The 24150-nt window shown below is 72.8% G+C and carries 24 protein-coding genes; 11 read left to right on the top strand and 13 right to left on the bottom strand.

The genetic code is table 11. The annotated features are described in order from the left end of the window. Positions 1-4 precede the first annotated feature (4 nt). The 4 genes from VM636_RS09530 to VM636_RS09515 all read left to right on the top strand — a co-directional run bounded on the left by VM636_RS09530 (position 5) and on the right by VM636_RS09515 (position 3420). On the top strand, positions 5-922 hold the full coding sequence (locus tag VM636_RS09530; RefSeq protein WP_030420953.1) for a F0F1 ATP synthase subunit gamma: 918 nt from the start codon (positions 5-7) through the stop codon (positions 920-922). Beyond that, on the top strand, positions 922-2358 hold the full coding sequence (gene atpD / locus VM636_RS09525; RefSeq protein WP_030420952.1) for a F0F1 ATP synthase subunit beta: 1437 nt from the start codon (positions 922-924) through the stop codon (positions 2356-2358). The genes VM636_RS09530 and atpD overlap by 1 nt, the downstream gene beginning before the upstream one ends. A 111-nt stretch (positions 2359-2469) precedes the next feature. Continuing rightward, positions 2470-2844 (top strand): F0F1 ATP synthase subunit epsilon, encoded by a 375-nt coding sequence (locus tag VM636_RS09520; protein ID WP_030420951.1) that lies wholly within the window; start codon positions 2470-2472, stop codon positions 2842-2844. A 129-nt stretch (positions 2845-2973) separates the two neighbouring features. After that, positions 2974-3420 (top strand): DUF2550 domain-containing protein, encoded by a 447-nt coding sequence (locus VM636_RS09515; protein WP_030420950.1) that lies wholly within the window; start codon positions 2974-2976, stop codon positions 3418-3420. Positions 3421-3515: 95 nt separating this feature from the next. Here VM636_RS09515 and VM636_RS09510 read toward each other — a convergent pair whose 3' ends face one another. The 3 genes from VM636_RS09510 to VM636_RS09500 all read right to left on the bottom strand — a co-directional run bounded on the left by VM636_RS09510 (position 3516) and on the right by VM636_RS09500 (position 7410). Continuing rightward, on the bottom strand, positions 3516-5339 hold the full coding sequence (locus VM636_RS09510) for a glycoside hydrolase family 18 chitinase (RefSeq protein WP_030420949.1): 1824 nt from the start codon (positions 5337-5339) through the stop codon (positions 3516-3518). Between the two features lie 230 nt (positions 5340-5569). After that, positions 5570-6211 carry a response regulator transcription factor gene (locus tag VM636_RS09505; protein ID WP_053913590.1) on the bottom strand — a complete coding sequence of 214 codons (642 nt, stop codon included), beginning with the start codon at positions 6209-6211 and terminating at the stop codon, positions 5570-5572. Continuing rightward, entirely contained in the window at positions 6208-7410 is a 1203-nt protein-coding gene (locus VM636_RS09500; protein WP_053913591.1) for a histidine kinase, read from the bottom strand. The genes VM636_RS09505 and VM636_RS09500 overlap by 4 nt, the downstream gene beginning before the upstream one ends. 153 nt (positions 7411-7563) lie before the next feature. On the opposite strand from VM636_RS09500, the gene VM636_RS09495 reads away from it, so the two are divergent. Beyond that, positions 7564-8148: a hypothetical protein gene (locus tag VM636_RS09495; protein ID WP_053913592.1), complete on the top strand. Its 585-nt coding sequence runs from the start codon at positions 7564-7566 to the stop codon at positions 8146-8148. A gap of 21 nt (positions 8149-8169) precedes the next feature. Here VM636_RS09495 and VM636_RS09490 read toward each other — a convergent pair whose 3' ends face one another. Genes VM636_RS09490 through VM636_RS09480 form a run of 3 tightly spaced genes read right to left on the bottom strand, consistent with a single transcriptional unit; the run spans position 8170 to position 10360 of the window. Then, the gene (locus VM636_RS09490) at positions 8170-8742 is read right to left on the bottom strand and encodes a cob(I)yrinic acid a,c-diamide adenosyltransferase (RefSeq protein WP_030420945.1); all 573 of its coding nucleotides are present in this window, start codon (positions 8740-8742) and stop codon (positions 8170-8172) included. A gap of 24 nt (positions 8743-8766) precedes the next feature. Further along, positions 8767-9516 (bottom strand): ABC transporter permease, encoded by a 750-nt coding sequence (locus tag VM636_RS09485; RefSeq protein WP_030420944.1) that lies wholly within the window; start codon positions 9514-9516, stop codon positions 8767-8769. A 58-nt stretch (positions 9517-9574) separates the two neighbouring features. Beyond that, positions 9575-10360, bottom strand: coding sequence for an ATP-binding cassette domain-containing protein (locus VM636_RS09480; RefSeq protein ID WP_030420943.1), 786 nt, complete (start codon positions 10358-10360; stop codon positions 9575-9577). A gap of 80 nt (positions 10361-10440) precedes the next feature. On the opposite strand from VM636_RS09480, the gene VM636_RS09475 reads away from it, so the two are divergent. From VM636_RS09475 to VM636_RS09460, 4 genes are all read left to right on the top strand, one after another. After that, positions 10441-11082 (top strand): TetR family transcriptional regulator, encoded by a 642-nt coding sequence (locus VM636_RS09475; protein ID WP_053913593.1) that lies wholly within the window; start codon positions 10441-10443, stop codon positions 11080-11082. A 284-nt stretch (positions 11083-11366) separates the two neighbouring features. Further along, positions 11367-12215 (top strand): 3-hydroxyacyl-CoA dehydrogenase family protein, encoded by an 849-nt coding sequence (locus tag VM636_RS09470; RefSeq protein WP_030420941.1) that lies wholly within the window; start codon positions 11367-11369, stop codon positions 12213-12215. A gap of 177 nt (positions 12216-12392) precedes the next feature. Continuing rightward, on the top strand, positions 12393-12716 hold the full coding sequence (locus VM636_RS09465) for an STAS domain-containing protein (RefSeq protein ID WP_030420940.1): 324 nt from the start codon (positions 12393-12395) through the stop codon (positions 12714-12716). A gap of 320 nt (positions 12717-13036) precedes the next feature. Next, the gene (locus VM636_RS09460; RefSeq protein WP_030420939.1) at positions 13037-15631 is read left to right on the top strand and encodes an ATP-binding protein; all 2595 of its coding nucleotides are present in this window, start codon (positions 13037-13039) and stop codon (positions 15629-15631) included. 108 nt (positions 15632-15739) lie between these two features. On the opposite strand, the gene nucS is transcribed toward VM636_RS09460, so the two are convergent. Continuing rightward, positions 15740-16411 (bottom strand): endonuclease NucS, encoded by a 672-nt coding sequence (gene nucS, locus VM636_RS09455; RefSeq protein WP_030420938.1) that lies wholly within the window; start codon positions 16409-16411, stop codon positions 15740-15742. 280 nt (positions 16412-16691) lie between these two features. Here nucS and VM636_RS09450 point away from each other — a divergent pair, with 280 nt between their 5' ends. Continuing rightward, entirely contained in the window at positions 16692-17084 is a 393-nt protein-coding gene (locus VM636_RS09450) for an SCO5389 family protein (RefSeq protein WP_030420937.1), read from the top strand. Positions 17085-17196: 112 nt separating this feature from the next. Here the strand turns inward: VM636_RS09450 and VM636_RS09445 are convergent, their stop codons facing one another. Beyond that, complete coding sequence (locus VM636_RS09445; RefSeq protein ID WP_030420936.1) at positions 17197-18225, bottom strand: LLM class flavin-dependent oxidoreductase; 1029 nt, start codon at positions 18223-18225, stop codon at positions 17197-17199. A 275-nt stretch (positions 18226-18500) separates the two neighbouring features. Here VM636_RS09445 and VM636_RS09440 point away from each other — a divergent pair, with 275 nt between their 5' ends. Further along, the gene (locus tag VM636_RS09440) at positions 18501-18833 is read left to right on the top strand and encodes a hypothetical protein (RefSeq protein ID WP_030420935.1); all 333 of its coding nucleotides are present in this window, start codon (positions 18501-18503) and stop codon (positions 18831-18833) included. Between the two features lie 8 nt (positions 18834-18841). Here the strand turns inward: VM636_RS09440 and VM636_RS09435 are convergent, their stop codons facing one another. The 5 genes from VM636_RS09435 to VM636_RS09415 form a co-directional block, all read right to left on the bottom strand. Then, on the bottom strand, positions 18842-19693 hold the full coding sequence (locus tag VM636_RS09435) for an ABC transporter permease subunit (protein ID WP_053913594.1): 852 nt from the start codon (positions 19691-19693) through the stop codon (positions 18842-18844). Next, a complete protein-coding gene (locus VM636_RS09430; protein ID WP_053913595.1) occupies positions 19690-20880 on the bottom strand; it encodes an ABC transporter ATP-binding protein in 1191 nt (396 codons plus the stop codon). The genes VM636_RS09435 and VM636_RS09430 overlap by 4 nt, the downstream gene beginning before the upstream one ends. Positions 20881-21305: 425 nt before the next feature. Beyond that, positions 21306-22082 carry an ABC transporter permease gene (locus tag VM636_RS09425; protein WP_030421395.1) on the bottom strand — a complete coding sequence of 259 codons (777 nt, stop codon included), beginning with the start codon at positions 22080-22082 and terminating at the stop codon, positions 21306-21308. Next, the gene (locus VM636_RS09420; RefSeq protein WP_030421394.1) at positions 22079-23086 is read right to left on the bottom strand and encodes an ATP-binding cassette domain-containing protein; all 1008 of its coding nucleotides are present in this window, start codon (positions 23084-23086) and stop codon (positions 22079-22081) included. Before VM636_RS09420 ends, VM636_RS09425 begins: the two co-directional genes overlap by 4 nt. 96 nt (positions 23087-23182) lie before the next feature. Further along, positions 23183-24118, bottom strand: a complete 936-nt coding sequence (locus VM636_RS09415; RefSeq protein ID WP_030421393.1) for a cellulose-binding protein — start codon at positions 24116-24118, stop codon at positions 23183-23185. Between the last annotated feature and the right edge of the window lie 32 nt (positions 24119-24150).

The raw sequence follows: 24150 nt of genomic DNA, 5'->3' as shown, positions 1-24150 counted from the left end.
ACTCATGGGAGCTCAGCTCCGGGTCTACAAGCGTCGCATCCGATCCGTCACCGCGACCAAGAAGATCACCAAGGCGATGGAGATGATCGCCGCCTCGCGTGTCGTCAAGGCGATGCGCAAGGTGTCGGCCTCCACGCCGTACGCGCAGGAGCTGACCCGCGCGGTCACGGCGGTCGGTTCCGGGTCCGACATCAAGCACCCGTTGACGACGGAGGCGGAGAACCCGACCCGCGCCGCGGTCCTGCTGCTCACCAGCGACCGCGGCCTGGCAGGCGCCTTCAACTCCAACGCGATCAAGGAGGCGGAGCAGCTCACCGCGCGCCTCGAGGCGGACGGCCGCGAGGTCGACGTGTACGTCGTCGGCCGGCGCGGGCTCGCCCACTACAACTTCCGCGAGCGCACCGTCGCGGAGTCGTGGACCGGTTTCACCGACGAGCCGTCGTACGCCGACGCCAAGACGGTCGCCGGTCCGCTGATCGAGGCGCTGGAGAGGGACACCGCGGACGGCGGCGTGGACGAACTCCACATCGTCTACACGGAGTTCGTCTCGATGATGACGCAGACGGCGGTCGGTTCCCGGCTGCTGCCGCTGCGCCTCGACGAGGTGGCGAAGGAGGAGCAGCCGAAGGACGAGGTCCTTCCGCTGTACGACTTCGAGCCGTCGGCGGAGGACGTCCTCGACGCCCTCCTGCCGCGCTACGTGGAGAGCCGCATCTACAACGCGCTGCTCCAGTCGGCCGCTTCCAAGCACGCCGCCACGCGGCGCGCGATGAAGTCGGCCACCGACAACGCGGGTGAGCTGATCAACACGCTCTCCCGGCTTGCCAACGCGGCCCGCCAGGCCGAAATCACCCAGGAAATCAGCGAGATCGTCGGTGGCGCCAGCGCTCTGGCCGACGCGAACGCGGGGAGTGACAACTGATGACCACCACTGTTGAGACCGCGACGGCCACGGGCCGCGTCGCCCGGGTCATCGGCCCGGTCGTCGACGTGGAGTTCCCCGTCGACGCCATGCCGGAGATCTACAACGCCCTGCACGTCGAGGTCGCCGACCCGGCGAACGCGGGCGAGCTCAAGACGCTGACGCTGGAGGTCGCCCAGCACCTCGGCGACGGCCTGGTCCGCACCATCTCCATGCAGCCCACCGACGGTCTGGTCCGCCAGGCCGCGGTGCTCGACACGGGCGCCGCCATCTCGGTGCCGGTCGGCGACTTCACCAAGGGCAAGGTGTTCAACACCCTCGGTGAGGTGCTGAACGTCGACGCCGAGTACGACGGCGAGCGCTGGCCGATCCACCGCAAGGCGCCCAACTTCGACGAGCTCGAGTCGAAGACCGAGATGTTCGAGACCGGCGTCAAGGTCATCGACCTGCTGACCCCGTACGTCAAGGGCGGCAAGATCGGTCTGTTCGGCGGTGCCGGTGTCGGCAAGACGGTGCTCATCCAGGAGATGATCTACCGCGTCGCCAACAACCACGACGGTGTCTCCGTGTTCGCCGGTGTCGGCGAGCGCACCCGTGAGGGCAACGACCTCATCGACGAGATGAGCGAGTCCGGCGTCATCGACAAGACGGCGCTGGTCTTCGGCCAGATGGACGAGCCCCCGGGCACCCGTCTGCGCGTCGCGCTGGCCGGCCTGACCATGGCCGAGTACTTCCGCGACGTCCAGAAGCAGGACGTGCTGTTCTTCATCGACAACATCTTCCGCTTCACGCAGGCCGGTTCCGAGGTGTCGACCCTGCTCGGCCGCATGCCCTCCGCGGTGGGCTACCAGCCGAACCTGGCCGACGAGATGGGTCTCCTCCAGGAGCGCATCACCTCGACCCGCGGTCACTCGATCACCTCGATGCAGGCGATCTACGTCCCCGCGGACGACCTGACGGACCCGGCCCCGGCCACCACCTTCGCCCACCTCGACGCGACGACGGTGCTCTCCCGTCCGATCTCGGAGAAGGGCATCTACCCGGCCGTGGACCCGCTGGACTCCACGTCCCGCATCCTGGACCCGCGGTACATCGCGCAGGACCACTACAGCGCGGCCATGCGCGTGAAGAACATCCTGCAGAAGTACAAGGACCTCCAGGACATCATCGCGATCCTCGGTATCGACGAGCTGGGCGAGGAGGACAAGCTCGTCGTCCACCGTGCCCGTCGCGTGGAGCGCTTCCTGTCCCAGAACACCCACGTCGCCAAGCAGTTCACCGGCGTGGACGGTTCGGACGTGCCGCTGGACGAGTCGATCGCCGCCTTCAACGCGATCTGCGACGGCGAGTACGACCACTTCCCGGAGCAGGCGTTCTTCATGTGCGGTGGTATCGAGGACCTGAAGAAGAACGCGAAGGAGCTGGGCGTCTCCTGAGCCACGCGCTCACCCGAGGGGGCGGGTGCGGTCCCGCCCCCTCGGTCACGCCCCTTAGAATCGACCCCAACACCCGGCAGTCCCGCCGGGTGGTGACCCGAGGAGCCACCCTTGGCTGCTGAGCTGCACGTCGAGCTCGTCGCCGCCGACCGCCAGGTCTGGTCCGGCGAGGCCACCCTGGTCGTCGCGCGCACCACGTCCGGCGACATCGGCGTCATGCCCGGTCACCAGCCGCTGCTCGGTGTGCTGGAATCGGGCCCCGTGACCATCCGTACGAGTGAAGGTGAGACGGTCGTCGCCGCGGTGCACGGCGGTTTCATCTCGTTCGCGGACAACAAGCTGTCGCTGCTGGCGGAGACCGCCGAACTCGCCGACGAGATCGACGCCAAGCGGATCGAGCAGGAACTGCAGCGCGCGAAGGCGGAGGGCGACGTGCCCGCCGCCCGCCGCGCGGAGGTGCGACTGCGCGCTGTGACGGCGAGCTGAACCAGCCGGCCGTGCGATGACGTCACTCAGCCGCGGCCGGTACCGGAGCAATCCGGTACCGGCCGCGGCTGAGGTGAATGCGGGTGTTTTTTCCGTTCCGTTACCTAGGAGACGAGGAGGGCGGTGCCGATGGTCCTCGCTCTGACCGTGTGCGGAATCGTCGTCGCCCTGGTGGTGACGGGACTGTTCGTCTTCGGTCTGCGCCGCCGGCTGATCCAGCGCTCGGGGGGCACCTTCGACTGCTCCCTGCGCTGGGAGGCCCCCGAGGAGGGGGACGCCGGCGGCAAGGGCTGGGCCTACGGTGTGGCCCGCTACAACGGCGACCGCGTCGAGTGGTACCGCGTCTTCTCGTACTCGTTCCGGCCGCGCCGGGTGCTGGAGCGCTCCGCGATCGAGGTGGCGGGCCGCCGGGTCCCCGACGGGGAGGAGGAGCTGGCGCTCCTGTCCGACGCGGTGATCCTCGCCTGTCTGCACCGGGGTGTCCGGCTCGAACTGGCGATGAGCGAGGACGCGCTGACCGGTTTCCTCGCCTGGCTGGAAGCGGCCCCGCCCGGGCAGAGGGTGAACGTCGCGTAGCGATGTCCAGGGCGGCGCCGGAGGTGTGCGCCGCTTACGGGCAGGGGAATCCCCCCGGACCGGGGGTCCGGGGGGATCCGGGTACCGCGGTTCGTCTACTTCAGGCCGCTGTCGATGGCGCCGACCAGCTCGCCGTCGGTGGTGTCACCGCTGAACTCCCAGAAGAACGCGCCGCCCAGGCCCTGCTGCTTGGACCAGGCCATCTTGGACTTCACGGTGGCGGGGGTGTCGTAGGACCACCAGTTGGTGCCGCAGTGGGCGTAGGCCGTGCCGGCGATGGTGCCGGTGGACGGGCAGGTGTTCTTGAGGATCTTGTAGTCCTCGATGCCGGCCTCGTAGGCGCCGGCCGCCGGGCCGGTGGCGGTGCCGCCCGGGGCGGCCTGGGTCACGCCGGTCCAGCCGCGGCCGTAGAAGCCGATGCCGAGCAGGAGCTTCTCGGCGGGCACGCCCTTGGACTTGAACTTGGCGATCGCGTCGGCCGAGGTGAAGCCGGACTGCGGGATGCCGGAGTACGAGGTCAGCGGCGAGTGGGGAGCGGTCGGGCCGTTCTTCTCCCAGGCGCCGAAGAAGTCGTACGTCATCACGTTGTACCAGTCGAGGTACTGGGCGGCGCCGCCGTAGTCGGCCGCGTCGATCTTGCCGCCGCTGGAGCCGTCCGCCGTGACGGCGGCGGTGACCAGGTCGTTGCCGAACTCGGCGCGCATGGCCTTCATCATCGCGGTGATGGTGTTCGGGCCGCTGGTGTCACAGGTCAGGCCGCAGGCGTTGGGGTACTCCCAGTCCAGGTCGATGCCGTCGAAGACGTCGGCCCAGCGCGGGTCCTCGACCAGGTCGTGGCAGGACTTCGCGAAGGCGGCCGGGTTCTTCACCGCGTCGGGGAAGCCACCGGACCAGGTCCAGCCGCCGAAGGAGTACAGCACCTTGATGTGCGGGTACTTGGCCTTGAGCTTGCGGAGCTGGTTGAAGTTGCCGCGCAGCGGCTGGTCCCAGGTGTCGGCGACGCCGTCGACGGACTGTTCGGCGGTGTACGCCTTCTCGTAGTCGGCGTAGGAGTCGCCGATGGTGCACTTGCCGCCCTGGACGTTGCCGAAGGCGTAGTTGATGTGCGTGATCTTCTCGGCGGAGCCGGAGGTGACCAGGTTCTTCACGTGGTAGTCGCGCCCGTAGACGCCCCAGTTGGTGAAGTAGCCCAGCTTGACCTTGTCGCCGCCGCCCGGGTTGCCCCCGTCGTCGCCACCGGTGGTGCGCACGGAGACGGCGCCGCTGACCGGACCGGTCTGGTCGGCGGTGTCGCGGGCCTGGACGGCGTAGGAGTAGTCGGTGCCCTTGGTGAGGCCGGTGTCGGTGTACGTGGTGCCGGTCACGGTGGCGACCTTGGCGCCGTCGCGCAGCACGTCGTAGTTCTTGATGCCCTTGTCGTCGGTGGCGGCCGACCAGGTGAGCTTCACCGAGGTGTCCGTGATGTCCGAGGCGACCGGGGTGCCGGGGGCGGAGGGGGCCTCGTCGCCGGGGACGGAACCGCCGTCGCAGCTACCGCCGTTGATCTTGCAGCCCGAGGGGGAGCCGGGGCCGCTGCCGTTGAAGCCGAAGGAGACCGTGGCCCCGGGGGCCAGGGTGCCGTTCCAGCCGACGTTCTTGGCGGTCCAGTGGTCGCCCGAGTTGGTGACCGTGGCGTCCCAGGCGGAGGTGACCTTGGTGCCCGAGGGGAAGTCCCACTCGACGGTCCAGGAGTTGATCGTGGTGGTGCCGGTGTTCTTCACCGTCCAGCTTCCGCCGAAGCCGGTGCCCCAGTCGGAGCTCTTGGTGAAGGTCGCCGTCGCGCTCGTGGCGGCCTGGGCGGGGCTGGCGAGCCCGACCAGACCGGCCAGGGGAAGGGCCAGGGTCGCGGCCAGTGCCGCGGCTCTGTGTCTGAAGCGCATCCTGCGCCTCCTCTTCGTCTGCGCCGCAGGGAGCTGCCGGCCGGCGGGGGAGACGCGTCCCCGCTCAGCCCTCCGGGCCCTGCGCGTTCGCGGTCTCACCACCGTCGCGTCCCTCCGGCTGTGGGGATGTTGCTGTGGACATGACTGAGCCGCATGCCCGCAGTGCCGCGAGAATAGAAAGGTCTGGACCAGAGGTCAATAGGTCTGGACCAGTGAGGGACGGAGCGTGACTAGACGCCCAATTCCCGGGCCAGCACCGCCGCTTGGACCCGGCTGCGCAGTCCCAGCTTGGCCAGCAGGCGGCTGACGTGCGTCTTCACCGTGGCCTCGGCCATGTCCAGGCGCCCGCCGATCGCCGCGTTGGACAGCCCTTCGCCGAGACAGGACAGCACCTCGCGCTCACGCCGCGTCAACTCCCGGAGCACCGCGGGATCGACGGCCGGACCCGGCGCGGGGCGCGCGGCGAACTCGGCGATCAGGCGCCGGGTGACGGCGGGGGCGACGATCCCCTCGCCGGCCGCCACCGTGCGCACGGCGCCGATCAGGGCGGCGGCCTCGGTGTTCTTCAGCAGGAACCCGGCGGCCCCGGCCCGCAGCGCCCCGAAGACGTACTCGTCCAGGTCGAAGGTGGTCAGCACCAGGACGTCCGCCAGCCCCTCGCCGACGACCAGCCGCGTCGCCGACACCCCGTCCAGCCGGGGCATCTGCACGTCCATCAGCACCACGTCCGGCCTCAGTTCCCGGGCGAGCGCCACCGCCCGCTCGCCGTCCGCCGCCTCCGCGACGACCTCGATGTCGGGCGCGCTGCCCAGGATGAGGATCAGCCCGGCACGGACGGCCGACTGGTCCTCGGCGACCAGGACGCGGATCACGGGAGGTCTCCTTCGGTGAGGGGGAGCACGGCGCGCACGGACCAGACCGTGCCGCCCGGCGCCGGGACCGGTCCGGCCGCGAAGGCGCCGTGCAACAGGGCGGCCCGCTCCCGCATGCCGACCAGTCCGGCCCCGGAGCCGGGGGCGCGCGGGGCGCCGTCGCCCGCGTAGGGGCTGGTCACCTCGACGCGCAGCGCGCCGTCCCGGCGGCGCAGCACCACCTCGACCCGGCCCGGCGCGGCATGCTTGAGCGCGTTGGTGAGCGACTCCTGCACGATCCGGTACGCGGCCAGTCCGACCGGCGCCGGCAGCCCCTCGCCGTGGTCCGCGGTCAGGGCGACGTCCAGTCCGTTGGCGCGGGCGGCGGCGGCCAGCGCGCCGAGCCCGTCCAGGGTGGGGGCGACCGCGTCGGCCTCGGGGACCGGCGTGGCGCCGCCGCCGGGTTCGCGCAGGATGCCGATGAGGCGGCGCATCTCGGCCAGGCCCGCCACGCTGTTCTCCCGGATGACGCCGAGCGCCCGGCGGGAGGTCGCCGGATCCTCCAGGGAGAGCGCGGCGGTGGAGTGGATGGCGATCGCCGAGAGGTGGTTGGCGACCAGGTCGTGCAACTCGCGGGCCATCCGGGAGCGTTCCGCGGTCACCGCCTGGACGCGGTCCATCTCCGCCAGCAGCGCGGTCTGTTCGGCGCGCAGCGCGGCCGCCTCGGCGGCCTCCCGGTGGTTGCGCACGATCAGACCGGTGGAGGCCGGCGCGAAGGTGAGGACGCCGACGAGCACGCCCACCAGCAGCGCCTCGGGCATCCGCCACACGGCGTACGGCACGACCGTCGCGGCCACCGTCAGCAGTCCGGTGATCCACGGGAGGCGGCGGGCCGGGCCGGGCGGGCCGTAGAGCACCGCGGAGTACATCAGGTCGGTGTACATCACCACCGTCGCCAGGCTGCCCTGGGTCGTGGTGTCCGCGGCCAGCGCGGCCGTTCCGACCAGCAGCCCGGTGCGCGGCGCGGTGCGGCGCAGCAGTTCGCAGCCGGCCGTCACGGCGAGCGGGAGCAGCAGCGGCCAGGCGCCGGGGAAGTACACCAGCGGTTCGGTCGAGCGCCGCACCCCCAGCCCGAGGCCGGCCAGCAGCAGGCCGCCGAGCAGCCCGGCGACCGCGGCACACACGTCGAAGCGGTGCGGGCGGGGGAGTCGTACGGGCATGTCTCCCATCCAACACGGCCCCCGGGCGGTGCGCCTGCTGCCCAGGGAGGGTCGCCGGCTGCGACTTTCGATGTACCGCGAGTTCGTCACCGCCGACGACGTCCGGACCCGGACGGCAGGGGAGGCTGGAACGGTGACCGAGAGGAGCGGACCGTGATCGTCGCGCTGATCATCGCCTGTGAGATCGGCTTCTGGGTGCTGCTGGCGGCGGGCCTGGCCTGCCGCTACCTGCTGCGGATGCCCCGCACGGGCCTGGCGCTGCTGCTGTGCGAGCCGCTGCTGGAGGTCGTGCTGCTGGTGGCCACCGCGCTGGACCTGCGGGCGGGCGCCGCACCGGACTGGGCGCACGGCCTCGCCGCGCTGTACATCGGCTACACCGTCGGCCACGGCCACCGCACCGTGCGCTGGCTGGACGGCCACGCCGCCCACCGGCTGGGCGGGCGGCCGAGGCCCGCCGGCCCGCCCCGGTACGGCATGCCCCGGGCCCGCCACGAGGGCGCGGTCTGGCTGGGCACCCTGCTCGGCGCCGTCACGGCGACCGTGCTGCTCCAGGCCGCGATGTGGTACGTGGACGACCCCGCCCGCACCGGCCCGCTGGAGAGCTGGCAGGCGATGGCCTGGCGGGTGACCCTCCTCCACGGCCTGATCGCGCTGACCTACCTGATCTGGCCGAAGAAGGCCCCCGCGGGGGCGTCCCCGGCCGCCCGGGAGCGGGACGGGGAGGACGCCCGCCGCTGACGCCCCGGGCGGGCGCCTGCCTCAGCGCTCCCCGCCGGGCACCCACAGCACGTCGCCGGCCTCCTTGTTGGCGGTGCGGGCGAGGATGAAGAGCAGGTCCGACAGGCGGTTGAGGTACGTCGCCGTCAGCGGGTTCATCGTCTCGCCGTGCGCCTCCAGCGCCGCCCAGGTGGAGCGCTCCGCGCGCCGCACCACCGTGCACGCCTGGTGCAGCAGCGCCGCGCCCGGGGTGCCGCCGGGCAGGATGAAGGAGCGCAGCTTCTCCAGTCCGGCCAGGAAGCGGTCGCAGTCGGCCTCCAGCCTGTCGACGTAGAACTGCTCCACCCGCAGCGGCGGGTACGGCGGGTCCTCCGCCACCGGCGTGGAGAGGTCCGCGCCGACGTCGAACAGGTCGTTCTGGACGCGGACGAGGACCTCGACGACCTCCTCGGGCAGCGCGCCGAGGGCGACGGCCGTGCCGATCACCGCGTTGGCCTCGTTGGCGTCGGCGTACGCGGAGATCCTGAGGTCGGTCTTGGGTACCCGGCTCATGTCCCCGAGGGCGGTGGTGCCCTGGTCGCCGGTCCGGGTGTAGATGCGCGTCAGCTTGACCATGGCCCCAGCGTAGTGGGCCCGCCCTCACCCCCTCGCGGCGGCGAAGGCCCGCTCGCCGACGGCCACGGCGACCGCGGCCAGCGCGACGGCGACGAGGACGCCGTACGCCATGGCGGCGGTCGCGTACGAGCCGGCGTAGGCGTCCCGCATCGCGTCCACCAGGTACCGGAACGGCGTCAGGTGGGACAGCGCGTCCAGCCAGGAGGGGCCGAGCGTCATCGGCAGCATCAGCCCGGACAGCAGCATCGACGGGATGGTCAGCGCGTTGACGAGGGGCCCGAAGCCCTGCGGGGTGCCGACCCGGAGCGCCACGGCGTACGACAGCGAGGCCAGCGCGACCGTGAGCAGCACGACGAAGCCGAAGCCGACGAGCACGCCGGTCAGCGGCGCCCGCAGGCCCATCACCAGGGCGGCGAGCACCAGCAGCACCGCCTGGAAGAGGAAGAGGGTGGCGTCCCGCAGGACTCGGCCCAGCAGCAGCGCCAGGCGGCTGACGGGGGTGGCCCGCATGCGCTCGACGACGCCCTGGCCGTTTTCGAGGATGACCGAGAACCCGGCGAACGAGGCTCCGAACAAGCCGAGTTGGAGCAGGAGGCCGGGGACGAGCACCTGCCAGGAGCTGCCCCGCCCGCCGAGCGGCAGCCCGGTCAGCAGCGGGCCGAAGAGGACCAGGTACAGCAGGGGTGTGAGGACGCCGAAGAACAGGGCGAAGCGGGAGCGGAGGATCTGGCGCAGGTAGCGGCCGTAGAGCAGGGCGGTGTCGTGGAGCAGCACGGTTCGGTCCTCTCGGGGATGGGCGTGCGGGCCCGGTCGTGGCAGCGGGCCGCGGTGGCTAGACGGCGGTGGGCGTGGTGTCGGCGGGGGCCGGGACCCGGCCGGTGACGGCGAGGAAGGCGTCCTGCAGGGACGAGGTGGCCGAGCCCGTGTGGCGCAGCTTCAGTTCCCGCGGGGTGCCCTCGGCGGCCACCTCGCCCCCGTCCACGACGACCAGGCGGTCGGAGAGGGCGTCGGCCTCGTCCAGGTAGTGGGTGGTCAGGAACACGGTGGTGCCGTGGCGGTCGCGCAGCCGGCGGACCAGATCCCACAGGGCGACGCGGCTCGCGGGGTCGAGTCCCGTGGTCGGCTCGTCCAGGAAGAGCACCTTCGGGCGGTGGGTGAGCGCCATGGCGATCTCCAGCCGGCGCCGCCGGCCGCCGGACAGCTCCCCGCAGTCGCGGTCCAGCAGGCCGGTCAGGTCCAGGTCGCGGGCGAGCTGGACGGCGCGCTCGGCGGCCCGGCGCCGGGACAGCCGGTGCAGGCGGCCCTGGGTGACCAGTTCCTCCCGGACCGGGACCCGCGGGTCCAGGCCGCCGGACTGGGCCACGTACCCGCAGGCGCGGCGCACCGCGGCGGGGTCGGCGACGAGGTCGTGGCCGGCGACGGTGGCCGCCCCGCGGGTCGGCGCGAGCAGCGTCGTGAGCATGCGCAGGGTGGTCGTCTTGCCGGCGCCGTTGGGGCCCAGGAAGCCGAGGATCTCGCCTTCGCGGACGGTGAGGTCGATACCGCGCACCGCCTCCACGGGGCCGTGCGGGGTCGTGAAGGTACGGGCCAGCCCGGCCGTGCTGATGAGGGTCGTCATGCCCTACAGAAAAACAGAGTCACTGAAAGTTTGCAATGTCCCCAAGTTTTGGATCGCCCCAGCGAAGTTACGATGGGGGCATGGCCGAGGGACTCAGGGAACGGAAGAAGCGGCAGACCCGGCAGCACCTCTCGGATGTGGCCACGGGTCTGTTCCTCGAACGCGGCTTCGACGCGGTGACCGTCGCGGAGGTCGCGGAGGCCGCCGACGTCTCCGTGAACACCGTGTACAACTACTTCCCGGCCAAGGAGGACCTCTTCCTCGACCGCTCCCGGGGCGTCGTCGACCGGCTCTCGCGCTGGGTGCGCGGGCGGCGGCGCGGGGAGTCGGCCGCCGGCGCCGTCCTGCGCGAACTGCGCGAGGAGGTCGAGTCCGTCTCGCCCCGGGTCGGCCTGATGGAGGGCTACGCCGCCTTCATGCGGGTCATCCAGGACTCGCCCGCGCTCCGGTCCCGGATGTGGGCCATCGGCCAGGAGGTGGTCGCCGACCTCGTGGCGACCCTGCGCGAGGAGACCGCCGCGTCCGAGGACGACCCGATGCCCGATCTGATCGCCGGTCAGATCGACTGGCTGCACGCGACGCTGATGGCGGCCGTCGGGCGCCGCATGCTCGACGGCGGCCGGCCCGCCGACGTGTCCCGGGAGATGCTGGGGCTCCTGGACGCGATGGAGGAACTGCTGGGGGAGAGGGTGCTCAACTACGCCGTACGTGGCGCGGAATGACACTCGCCGGTGTGATGTCCGTCATGTGAGACGTGACGCGCGTTACTAACCGGTCACACAGGGCCTCTCGCCCGCTAATGTCCGGCCGAGAGAGGAGATCCCTCCGCCGCCTCTCGTCCGCACCCACCGCGCCGCCCCGCGTGCGCGACCGTGCCGTGAAGGCACCCCGGGCCCCGCCACCGTACGGGCCGGGCGCCGCCGGGCGTCGCCGGGAGCCGCGGTGCCGGCGTGCGGAGCACGGGCGGCGGCGGGGTCTCGGGAGCGCGTATCAGGGGAGTCGCACAGTGGCACGGAAGCTCGCCGTCATCGGGGCCGGTCTCATGGGGTCCGGCATCGCCCAGGTCTCCGCGCAGGCGGGCTGGGAGGTCGTCCTGCGGGACGTCACCGACGAGGCGCTCAGGCGCGGCACCGACGGCATCCGGGCCTCGTACGACAAGTTCGTGGCCAAGGGGAAGCTGTCGGCCGCCGACGCCGAGGCCGCCCTCGCCCGCATCACCGCGACCACCGAGCTGGAGGCCGTCGCCGACGCGGACGTCGTCGTCGAGGCGGTCTTCGAAAAGCTGGAGGTCAAGCACGAGATCTTCCGCGCCCTCGACAAGCTGGTGAAGGACGGGGCGATCCTCGCGTCCAACACCTCCGCCATCCCCATCACCAAGATCGCGGCCGTGACGGAACGCCCGGAGGCGGTCGTCGGCACCCACTTCTTCTCGCCGGTGCCCATGATGGGCCTGTGCGAGCTGGTACGCGGCTACAAGACCGGCGACGAAACCCTCGCCACCGCACGGGAGTTCGCCGAGTCCACCGGCAAGACCTGCATCGTCGTCAACCGCGACGTCGCCGGTTTCGTGACCACCCGTCTGATCTCGGCCCTCGTGGTCGAGGCCGCCAAGCTCTACGAGTCGGGCGTCGCCACCGCCGAGGACATCGACCTCGCCTGCAAGCTGGGCTTCGGCCACGCCATGGGGCCGCTGGCCACCGCCGACCTCACCGGCGTGGACATCCTGCTGCACGCCACGAGCAACATCTACACCGAGTCCCAGGACGAGAAGTTCGCCCCGCCGGAGCTGATGCGCCGGATGGTGGACGCCGGTGACATCGGCCGCAAGAGCGGGCAGGGCTTCTACACCCACTGAGGCGCCCTTCGCCCCGGGGGACATCACACGGCGGGGTGAATTCGGTATCGGTTCGCTTACAGGTGGCAACCCTCGGTCGTTTCGGCCAGTCAGAGGGTGCGTCACCTGGTATCGCCGAGAGACCACCTCTCTCACTGACCACATCACGGAGCACGAAACGCACGCCGGGGAGCGCATATGCACATCAGGGGCGACCACGTCGAGCTGGTCGTCGGGGGCCGCCTCGACGTCCGCAGCGCGGCGGACGCCCGTACGGTCCTGCACTCGGCCGTCGACGACGGAGTCGGCGATCTGGTCCTCGACCTGTCAGAACTGGACTCCTGGGACGCCACCGGACTCGGTGTGATCATGGGGGCCCACCGGCGGGCCGGCCGCTGCGGCCGGCGCCTGGTGCTGCGCGGCGTCCCGCCGCAGATGCAGCGCCTGCTGGTGGCCACCCGGCTGCACCGCATCCTGGCCATCGAGGGCGGCCTCGGCGTGGAGAGCCTGCCCAGGGTGTGACCCCCGCTCCGGGGCGGCGCCCGCGCGCCGCCGGCCGGGGCGCCGCGGGCCGGAGGGGCGCCGCGCGCCGGAAGGATACGGACACCCTTCGGCGAAAGGGCCCGACGCGCGCAATCCCCACGAGACCATGACGTTGCGGTCCGGCCGGTACCCCGGACTGTCGAAGACACCGAGCGACGGTCTAGGGTCTGGCTGCCCGCCGCCTTGCGAAACCCACTGGGCGGGCCCGGACCAGAGGCGACAGCGCGGAGTGCGGCACGGCCGGGAGGGTGGTCCCGACCGGGGGAACCGGCACACGACGCTTTTGGGGGCTTGGACCTATGGACCCGATCGACCGGGGACCCGAGGAGTACGGCCAGGGCGGCGACGGCCACACGCCACGCCCCCGCCCGCCCAGGGACCCCCTCACCTCCGATTTCGGACAGCCGCCGGTGCCCGCCCGCACCGCGCGGCTGGTCTGCGGCGACCTCCTGCTCACCGTGAACCCCGTCGACGGCAGCGAGATCGAGGTCTGCCCGCCGGCCGAGCTGCCGGTGGGCCCCGAGAAGCGCACCGCGGCCGACCGCGCCGCCGTCGAACAGGCCGCCCGGCCGCCCGCCCCGCCGGGCCCCTCCCGGCCCGCGCTCTCCCTCCTGGCCCGCCAGGACGAACGCGAGCGCCTGGTACGGCTGCTCGCCCGCGGACGCTCCGTCCGGCTCACCGGCCCGGCCGGCTCCGGCCGCACCAGCCTCCTCGACCTCGTCGCCGAGGACTGCGCCGACCTCGCCCCCGACGGCGTGGTCCGCCTCAGCGGTTTCCACCGCACCGCCGACGAACTGCTGCACGACCTCTTCCACGCCGTCCACCGCGCCCCGGACCACCGCCCCGACCGGGACGAACTCCTCGGCCGGCTGCGGGAGACCGGCGCGGTCGTGGTCCTGGACGACGCCGAGATCGGCGGCGCCGCCCTCGACGAACTGCTGGACGCCACCCCCGAGTGCGCCTTCCTCGTCGCCGCCACCCCCGACGTGCCCGGCCCCTCCGCCGACTCCGCCGTCGAGGAGGTCTTCCTCACCGGACTGGACCGCGCGGACAGCGTGGAACTGCTGGAGCGCGCCGCCGGACGCGCCCTGACCGAGGCCGAGTCCAACTGGGCCGGTGACCTCTGGTTCGAGTCCGAGGGGCTGCCGCTGCGCTTCGTGCAGGCCGGCGCCCTGCTGCGCCGGCGCGACCGGCTGCGGGCCGACGCGGAGGCCGTCGACGAGTACGGCGTCTTCGCCGACGCCCGGCCCGAGGCGCGCGGCGACGCCCGGCCCGGCGAGGACCCGGCCGGTGAGCCCGCCGAGGCCGACGAGGCGCCCCTGCCCTCGCTCGGCGAGGCCGCCGCCCCCGCCCCGCTGCTCGCCTCCCGGCTCAGCTCCCCGGCCCGCGCCACGCTGGAGTTCGCCGTCGCCCTCGGCGGCGAGGTGCCCCACCAGGCGCACCTGCCCGCACTGGTCGGCGACACCCACGCCGACGCGGCCCTCGGCGAACTGGCCGACTGCGGACTCGTCTCGCCGGTCGGCTCCCGCTACCGCCTGGCCGCCGGGGTCCTCGCCCAACTGGAGAACGCCGGGTACGCCGACGAGGCCCCGGCCCGCGCCCTGACCGCCGCCCGGCACTACGCCTGGTGGGCCGGCCACCCCTCGGTCACCCCGGCGCGCGTCGCGGCCGAGGCCGACGCCGTGCTCGCCGCCCTCGCCCCGCTGGTGCCGGAGACGGTGCCGCCCGCGGAGGACGAGGAGAGCCCCGCCGTCAGGCTCGCCCGCGCCGCCGCGCCCGCCTTCGCCGCCGGGCAGCACTGGGGCGCCTGGGAGCGGGCGCTGCGCTCCGGCGCCGAGGCCGCCCGCCTCGCCGGGGACGTCGCCGAACAGGCCTACTTCCACCACGAACTGGGCGTCCTCGCGCTGTGCGGGGGACACCTCGACCGGGCCCGCGCCGAACTGGAGGCGTCCATCGGCCTGCGCGGCGCCCTCGCCGACAAGCGCGGGGCCGTCGCGGGCCGCCGGGCCCTCGCCCTGGTCGCCGACCGCTCCGGGGACACCCCGGGCCCCGGCACCGGCACCGCCGTCCTCGGAGCCGCCGCCATCGGAGCCGCCGCCTTCCCGGCCCCGGCCGCGGACGAGGCGGTGACGCTGCCGCAGGAGCCGGTGCTGCCGGCGCCGGGCACGGCCGCGCCGTTCCCGCCGCTGCGCCCCGCACCGCACTCCCCGGCGCTCGTCACCCGCCAGGAGGCCGAGGGACCCGCCCACAGGACGGCGGGCGGCGGCATCAAGGGCTTCGCCCGCCGCAACCTGGTCGCCGCCGGCGCGGGCGCCCTGCTCGTCGCGGTCCTCGGCACCGTGGTGACGCTGGGCGCCACCTCCGACAACGACGCCGACCCCTCCGAGCGGGTCGGCGTCAACCCGTCGGCCAGCCAGGGCATCGACGACGACCCGCTCGGCGCCGACCGGCCGGCCGAGGACGGCGACGGCGGCGCCGGCCCCGCGACCGGCGGCCCCGCGGAGCCCGGCGACGACGCCACCACCACCTCCGGCGATCCGTCGCCGAGCGGGTCCACCGAGCCCTCCCCCGAGGAGAGCACCCCCGACGGCGGCGGGGAGGACGGGGAGGGGTCCCCGGGCGGCACGACGTCCCGGCCGCCCCACACGCCATCCTCGCCCCCGCCGTCCTCGCCGAAGCCCGCCCCGAGCGACTCCACCGACCCGGGCACGTCCCCCGACCCCGACCCGACCGGCTCCGGCGCGCCCAGCGAGAGCGCGTCCGAGCCGCCGCCGGAGACGTCGACCAGCGCGAGCGGTCCCGCGCCGAGCGGAGTCCCGGAGAGCGCGGGCGCCTCGCAGAGCGCCACCGCGAGCGAGGGCCCGCCGGAACCGGCCCCGGATCAGGTCATCTGAGGCAGCGGCCGGCCGGCCCGCACGGGCTCCGCGGAACCCCCGGACGGCACGAGGGCCGGGTCCGTCGCACGGACCCGGCCCCCGGAGTCGCCGGCCCGCCCCGGAACGTCAGAACAGCCGCAGCTTGTCGTCCTCGATGCCCCGCAGGGCGTCGTAGTCCAGCACCTGGCAGCCGATGCCGCGGTCGGTGGCGAGCACACGGGCCTGCGGTTTGATCTCCTGGGCCGCGAAGACCCCGCGTACCGGGGCGAGATGGGGGTCGCGGTTGAGCAGGTCGAGGTAGCGCGTGAGCTGCTCCACGCCGTCGATCTCACCGCGCCGCTTGATCTCCACGGCGACGGTGCGCCCCTCGGCGTCCCGGCACAGGATGTCGACCGGCCCGATGGCGGTGGGGTACTCGCGGCGGATCAGCGTGTAGCCCTCGCCGAGGGTCTCGATGCGGTCGGCGAGCAGTTCCTGGAGGTGTGCTTCCACGCCGTCCTTGATCAGGCCGGGATCGACGCCGAGTTCGTGCGAGGAGTCGTGCAGGACCTCCTCCATGGTGATGATGAGCTTCTCGCCCGCCTTGTTCACGACGGTCCAGACGCCCGCTTCGTCCCCCGCGCCCTCCTTCAACGTGCACGGCGGCGACATCCAGTTGAGGGGCTTGTAGGCCCGGTCGTCGGCATGGATCGAGACGCTGCCGTCCGCCTTGACCAGGATCAGCCGGGGTGCCGAGGGCAGATGGGCGGTGAGCCGCCCAGCGTAGTCGACGGAGCAGCGGGCAATGACGAGACGCATGGTCGGCAACGCTACTGGACGTCCCCGTCCCGGCGCGATCCGCCTCCGCCGGGACCGCTCCCGGGGGCGTCCCACTTCTCCCATTGGCCCCATGATGCGCACTGGCCGATTGTGTGCCTACCGGATGGTGCCCATCTCGGCAATCTCCTGGTGCGGTCACGTTCGGTTGCTTACGGTAGTGAACGGGAGGTCGCGGTTCGTGTACGCAGCGTGTTCGACATCGCGCGCTCCCTTTACTGTCCGGCAACCCCTGCTGGTCGGGGGTGCGAGAGGAGAACTCATGTCGCTCGACGTCTCACCGGCCCTACTCGAACAGGCCGAGCGAGGCGAGGTCGACGAAGCAGACTTCGTCGACTGCGTCCGGACCTCCCTGCCTTTCGCATGGGAGATGATCAGTTCCCTGGTGGCGCAGCTGAAGGTGGACGGCGGACAGTTCGCCGACAACCAGACGCCCCCGCCGGACGAGCACGCGCGTGGCCAACTGCTGCGCGCCCTGGCGAGTGACGCCATCCGCGGCGCACTGCAACGGCACTTCGGTGTGCGGCTGGCCTTCCAGAACTGCCACCGGGTGGCGGTGTTCCCGTTGGACTCCTCCGTCGACGAGACGCTGGCCCGCTTCACCTCGGCGCGCAACCAGTTGCTGAACCAGTCGCCGGAGCTGCGGGACTGCTGACGCCCATGATCGCCCGCCTGCCGCTCCGTGCGCCGCACAACGACGCGCACCGGGGCGGCAGGCCCTTCGCCCCGGCCGTCCCGCCCGACCGGGCGGGACGGCCGGGGTCCGCTCAGCGCAGGTGGGGGAGGACCTCGGTGCCGAGACGCCGGACGTTCTCCTCGGTGGCCGCGAGGTCCCCTGAGCCTTCGACGAGGAGGGCGAAGCGGGAGATGCCGGTGCGTTCGCTGGTCGCGGCGAGCCGGTCGGCGCAGAGCCGGGGGGTGCCCACCGGGTGCAGTCCGCAGAGCAGTTCGGTGTACGCGTACGGGTCGCGCATCCGCCGGGCGCGGCCGTCCACCGTGACATGGGCGCCCAGGCCCTGGCGCAGCCAGCCCGGCATCGCCTTGAGCAGCGTCTCGGCGGCGTCCGTGCGCCGGTCGGCGATCTGGCAGACGCCGGCCGAGACGTGGGCCGCGCCGTCGATCTCCTCGGCGGGGCGTCCGGCCGCCCGCGCGTCGCGCCGCCACCGGGCGACCATCTCGGCCTTCTCCTCGTCCCCGACGTGCATGCCGAGCAGCATCGGCAGGCCCCGTTCGGCGGCCAGGCGCACGCTCGCCGGGGAGGTGCAGGCGACGACGACCTCGGGTCCCGCGCTCTGCGTCAGCGACTCCGAGGGCCGTGGCACGACCGGCACCTCGCGGAACCGGAAGCGGTCCCCCGCGGAGCCGACGGCCGGCTCGCGCAGCCAGCGCAGCAGCAGGTCGAGGGAGTCGGGGAAGCCCTCCTCGTACGCCGCGAGCCCGGTGCCGAACACCTCCAGGTCGATCCAGGGGCCGCCCCGGCCCACGCCCAGCGAGAACCGGCCGCCGCTGGTGACGTGCAGCAGCGCCGCCTGCTCGCCGAGGGCGACGGGATGGACGGTGGGCAGCACGCTCACCGCCGTGCCGACCCGGATACGGCGGGTGCGGCCCAGCAGCAGCGCGGCCAGGGTGACGGCCGACGGACAGGTGCCGTACGGCACGAAGTGGTGCTCGGCCAGCCAGACCGAGTCGAGCCCCGACTCCTCGGCGACCTCCGCCGAGCGGACCGCGCGGTGCAGCGCCTCTCCCTGGCCCTGGCCCGGGAACTGGGCGCCCAACACGAAACTTCCAACGCGCATTGCTCTTCCTGCTTCCTCGGCTCCGACACGGAGCTCCCCCGCAGGGCATAACCGTCTGACACGTGCCGAGGACACGGTGCGGCGAAGGGATTTACCGATTGTCTGTTGAACGCCCGGTCCGGTGCCCCCTCATGGGCCCCGACGGCACCCGAAGGAGACCGCGGCGGGGCGCGTCGCGGCGGCGGGCGGGGTCCGCGTCGTCCCCGGACCCGGGTGCGCGCCGCGTACGCTGGACGCGGCCCGTTCCGTCCCGCAGAGCTTCCGTGAGGTGTCCCGTGTCCCCGCGCCGCAACCGACCCAAGGGACCCCGCCAGGCCGCCCGCGGCGACGGGGACGAGGACGCGAGCCGGTACGGGGGGTGGCAGACCTCGACCGGCTGGCGCGGCGAGGAGTGGAGCGTACGGCACGTGGCCGGCGCCAGCGCCCGCGGCAAGTCCTACCGCTGCCCCGGCTGCGACCAGTCGATCCCGGACGGTGTCCCGCACGTCGTGGCCTGGCCACAGCACTCCGGCGTGGACGACCGCAGGCACTGGCACACCTCCTGCTGGAACGCGCGGGACCGCCGCACCACGCGGGTGCAGCGGTCCCGTAACGCGCCCCGGTTCTGAGCGACCGGTCAGACGTCCCGTTTCTCCAGCAGGGCGAAGGCGCCCGCGTAGACGGCGACCGTCACCCCGAGCATGATCCACAGCGGGTCCCAGCCGGACGGGCCGGTGGTGGAGAGGGAGTTCGCGTAGAAGATGCTCATCTGGTTCGGGATCGAGTACTCGAACAGGGCCATCCGCACGTTCTCCAGGGACTCCGCGAACATGAAGAGCGCGATCACCAGCGGGGCCAGCACGGCGCCGATCATGATGGTGATGGCGCCCGCCGAGTGCCGCACCACCGAGCCGACGGCGAGCGAGAGCAGCCCGAGCAACGCCATGTAGAGCGAGACGCCGACGGTGGCCTTCAGCCACTCCGCGCCGGTCGGCTCCACCGCGCCGTTGTCCCGCGTCATCGCCACGTGCGTGAGCGCGACGAGGGTGGTGGAGACCAGCGTCACCACGAACGCCACCAGGAAGAAGACGATCCCCTTCGCCGCGAGCACCCGGCCGCGGCTCGGGCAGGCGGTCATCGTGGTGCGCACCATGCCGGTGCCGTACTCGGAGGCGGTCGTCATGACGCCGAGCGTGATCAGGCACATGCCGCCCAGCAGCAGGCCGAAGAAGCCGAGGCCGAGCGCGTTCTCGCCGTCCAGGCTCGACGAGGACGCGGAGACCACGAGGCCGGTCAGCAGTCCGATGCCGACGACCAGCAGGACGAAGATGCCGAGCGTCCACACGGTCGAGCGCACCGAGCGGATCTTGGTCCACTCGGAGGCGACGGCGTGCCCGAGGTGGGTGCGCACCACCGGGATCGGCGAGGTGTAGGCGGGGTGGGGCTGACCGGGCGCGGCCGGTGCCGCCGGGGGCTGGGGCGTGCTCATCGGACGTCCTCGGGCGTGGTCGGGTCGGTGGCGGGCGCGGGCGCGGGCGCGGGGGCGGCGGGGGCGGGGCCGGAGGACGGCGGGGCCGGTGCGGCGGGCGGGGCGCCCGGGGCGGCGTACGGGTTCTGCGGGACCGGGGCGGGCGCCGGGGCCATGCCGTTCGGCTGCGGCGGGGGCGGTGCGTACCAGCCGGGCTGGCCCTGGCCGGGCACCGGCATCGGCGGCTGTGCGCCGGGCGGCAGCGGCTCCCGGAGGCCGGCCTTCTCGTCGATGGTCGAGCGGTAGTCGACGGCGCCCTGCGTCATCCGCATGTACGCCTCCTCCAGCGACGCCTGGTGCGGGGACAGCTCCCACAGCCGGACACCGCTCTCGTGCGCCACGTCGCTGATACGCGGGAGCGGCAGCCCGGTCACGCGCAGCGCGCCGTCCTGCTCGGGCAGGACGTGGCCGCCGGCCTCGGTCAGCGCGGCGGTCAGCTTCTCGCGCAGCGGCGGCTCGCCGTCGGGGGTGCGGACCCGGGCGAAGTCGGCGGAGTTCGCCGAGATGAACCGGGTCACGCTCATGTCGGCGAGCAGCCGGCCGCGGCCGATGACGATCAGGTGGTCGGCGGTGAGCGCCATCTCGCTCATCAGGTGGGAGGAGACGAAGACGGTGCGTCCCTCGGCCGCGAGCGCCTTCATCAGGTTGCGCACCCAGAGGATGCCCTCGGGGTCGAGGCCGTTGACCGGCTCGTCGAAGAGGAGCACCTGGGGGTCGCCGAGCAGGGCGGCGGCGATGCCGAGCCGCTGGCCCATGCCGAGGGAGAAGCCCTTGGAACGGCGCCGGGCCACGTGCTGGAGGCCGACCACGCCGAGCACCTCGTCGACCCGGCGGTCGGGGATGCCGGAGAGCTGGGCGAGGCTCAGCAGGTGGTTGCGGGCGGTGCGTCCGCCGTGCACGGCCTTGGCGTCGAGCAGCGCGCCGACCTGGCGGGGCGCGTTGGGCAGCGTGCGGTACGGGTAGCCGCCGATCGTCACGTGTCCCGCGGTGGGGTTGTCCAGGCCGAGGATCATCCGCATCGTCGTGGACTTGCCCGAGCCGTTCGGGCCCAGGAAGCCGGTGACGGTGCCGGGCCGCACCTGGAAGGACAGGTCGTCCACAGCGGTCTTGTCGCCGTAGCGCTTGGTCAGGCCGACTGCTTCGATCATGCTCCGCACCCATCGGAAGGTTCAGGACAGCGGGGCATACGCCCCCCGTAAGGGTTAGGAGGATATCGAGCGGCTGACGGTTCCGTTCAAGTCCGAGCAAAATCCCGTCGTGTCCGAAGTGATCCGGAAGCGGCGCCGGCGCAGCATCGGGGAGGCCCCGGAAACAGGATCAGTCGGGCGTCGATCCTTCCCCGATCGGACTCTGACCAGCTCGGGTCGTTCCTGCGTGCTGTCCGAACCGGACTCGGTCCGCGTCGATCGATTCCGGACGGGTTAGGGACGCCGGGGTGCCGAGCCGTCGCGGCGCGCTCCCCGCGCGCCCCCGGCGTGGTCCCCGGGCGCCTCCCGACCCGCCCGGGGACCGTCCTCGGCCGGGCGCGGCCAGGGTCTTTGGTTTGGATCCGGCCGGATCCAAACCAAAGACCCTACGCGTCCCGCTGCCGCAGGACCAGGTAGCCGCCGATCAGCGCCGCGAGCACCCACAGCGCCATGATCCCGAGGCCGCCCCAGGGTCCGTACGGCGTGTCGTCACCGACCGGCGTGACCACCTGCATGATCTTGCTGCCCGCCTGGTCCGGCAGGAACCGGCCGACCTTCTTCGTCGCCGAGACGGCGCCCAGGATGCCGGAGATCAGGAAGAAGAACGGCATCAGGATGCCCAGGGAGAGCATCGGCGAGCGCAGCATCGCCGCCACGCCCATCGAGAACATGGCGATGAGGGTCATGTACAGGCCCCCGCCCAGGACCGCGCGCAGCACACCCGGGTCCCCGATCGACGCCCGCAGGTCGCCCAGCATCGCCTGGCCCAGGAAGAAGGTGACGAAACTCGTCGCCATCCCCACCACCAGCGCGAGCGCCGTGGCCACCGCGACCTTGCTGAACAGGAAGGTCGCCCGCTGCGGCACGGCCGCCAGTGAGGTGCGGATCATGCCCGAGCCGTACTCGTTGGCGACCACCAGCACGCCGAACACGATCATGGCGAGCTGGCCGAGGCTCATCCCGGCGAAGCTGATGTACGTCGGGTCGAAGGAGAGCCGGTCCCGTGCGCCGAGGTTGCCGAACTCGCTCTTCGACAACGCCGAGATCAGCATGCCGAGGGCGACCGTGACGACCACGGCGAGGGAGAGCGTCCACACCGTGGACGCCACCGAACGGATCTTGGTCCACTCGGACCGGACGACCTGCGCCGGCGCCGTGCTCATCGCTGCCTCCACTCGCTGCCCCACTGCTGCTGTCCCGCTCCGGGTCCCGGTGGCCCCGGGACCACCGCGGCCTGCTCCGGCCCCGCTCCCGCCGGCGGCTGCCCGCCGTGGGCGTGGTACTCGACCGACCCCGCCGTCAGCCCCATGAACGCCTCCTCCAGCGAGGCCCGCTGCGGGCTCAGCTCGTGGAGCACCAGGCCCTTGCGCGCGGCCAGTTCACCGACCGCCCGCGCCGCGTCCCCCTCGACCTCCAGCACCTCGCCCGCCTCGGTGGCGGTGAGCCCCGCCTCGTGCAGCGCGTCCAGCAGCCGCTCCCGCTCCGGGGCGCGGACCCGCACGTAGCTGCGCGAGTTGCGCTCGATGAAGTCGGCCATCGACGTGTCCGCCAGCAGCCGGCCCTGGCCGATGACCACCAGGTGGTCCGCGGTGAGCGCCATCTCGCTCATCAGGTGGGAGGAGACGAAGACCGTCCGGCCCTGGCCGGCCAGCGTCTTCATCAGGTTGCGGATCCAGTGGATGCCCTCCGGGTCCAGTCCGTTGACCGGCTCGTCGAACATCAGGATGCGCGGATCTCCGAGCAGCGCGCCGGCGATGCCCAGCCGCTGCCCCATGCCCAGGGAGAACCCCTTGGCCTTCTTCTTCGCCACCGGCGTCAGACCCACCGTGTCCAGCACCTCGCCGACCCGGCGGGACGGGATGCCGTTGGCCTGCGCCAGGCACAGCAGATGGTTGTACGCGCTGCGCCCGCCGTGCACCGCCTTGGCGTCCAGCAGCGCGCCGACGACGGTGAGCGGGTCCTTCAACTGGTCATAGCGCCTGCCGTCGATCCGGACCCGGCCGGCGGTGGGCCGGTCCAGTCCGAGCACCATCCGCATGGTGGTCGACTTGCCCGCGCCGTTGGGCCCGAGGAAGCCGGTGATGATCCCCGGGCGTACGGTGAACGTCAGGTTGTTCACCGCCATCTTCTCGCCGTACCGCTTCGTCAGCCCCTCGATCTCGATCATGCGTCCACGCTAGAACGCGGCGAGGTCCTCTGCCACCCCAGTGACAGAGGACCTCGCCGCCTGTTCCGACGTCGTCCGGCCGCTGGACGCCGCGCGTCAGCGCGACTGCTGGGCCGGGACCCCGAGGCCGGCCGACTCGTCGTCGGCCGGAGCGCCGGCCGCGGCCACCGCGGCGCCCGTGAGGGTCGCCAGCATCTCGCGCACGTTGGTGAGCTGCGCGTTGATGGAGTCGCGGCGGTTGGTGAGCGCCGCCAGCTCGCGCTCCGACTCGGAACGGACCCGGTCCGCCTTGGCGTTGGCGTCGGCGACGATGTCCTCGGCCTGGCGCTGCGCCGTCTCCACGGTCTGGCGGGCGCGGCGGTCGGCGTCGGTGCGCAGCTTCTCCGCCTCCAGGCGGAGCTGCTCGGCGCGGTGCTCGATCTCCGCGAGCCGCTTCTCGGCCTTCGCCTGACGCGAGGCGAGGTCGCGCTCGGACTGCTCGCGGCGCTTGGCGAGGTTGGTCTCGAAGTCGGCGGCGGCCTGGGCGGCCTTGGCGCGGGTCTCCTCGAAGAGCGCGTCCGCCTCCTCCCGCTTGGACTGCGCGTCCTTCTGGGCCTCGGCGCGCAGCTGCGACGCGTCGCTCTTGGCCTTCTCCACGATCCGGACGCCCTCGTCCTCGGCCTTGGCCTTGCGGTCCGTGGCGTAGGACTCGGCGTCGTTGCGCACCTGCTGGGCCGCGGACTCGGCCAGCTCGCGGTGCTGCTCGGCGGCGCGGCGGGCCTCCTCGCGCAGGTCCTTGGCCTCCTCCTCGGCGAGGCGCAGGATCTTCTCGACCCGCGCGCCGAGACCGGCGTACGACGGCTCGGCGTCGTTGACCTGGGCCTGGGCGTTCTGAGTCTCGAGGTGGAGCTCCTCGATGCGCTTCTCCAGGGCGGTGATGCGGGAGAGAGCGCTGTCACGGTCGGAGACGAGCTTGGAGATACGTTCGTCCACCTGAGCGCGGTCGTACCCACGCCGCACAAGCTCGAAGCCGTAGGGGGAAGTGTCGCTCATGGGGTTCCTGTCCGAAAGAGACCGGTGAGGTA

Origin of the sequence: Streptomyces sp. SCSIO 75703, assembly GCF_036607905.1 — a bacterium.
GTDB lineage: Bacteria > Actinomycetota > Actinomycetes > Streptomycetales > Streptomycetaceae > Streptomyces.
This window is presented reverse-complemented; position numbering and strand designations above follow the sequence as displayed.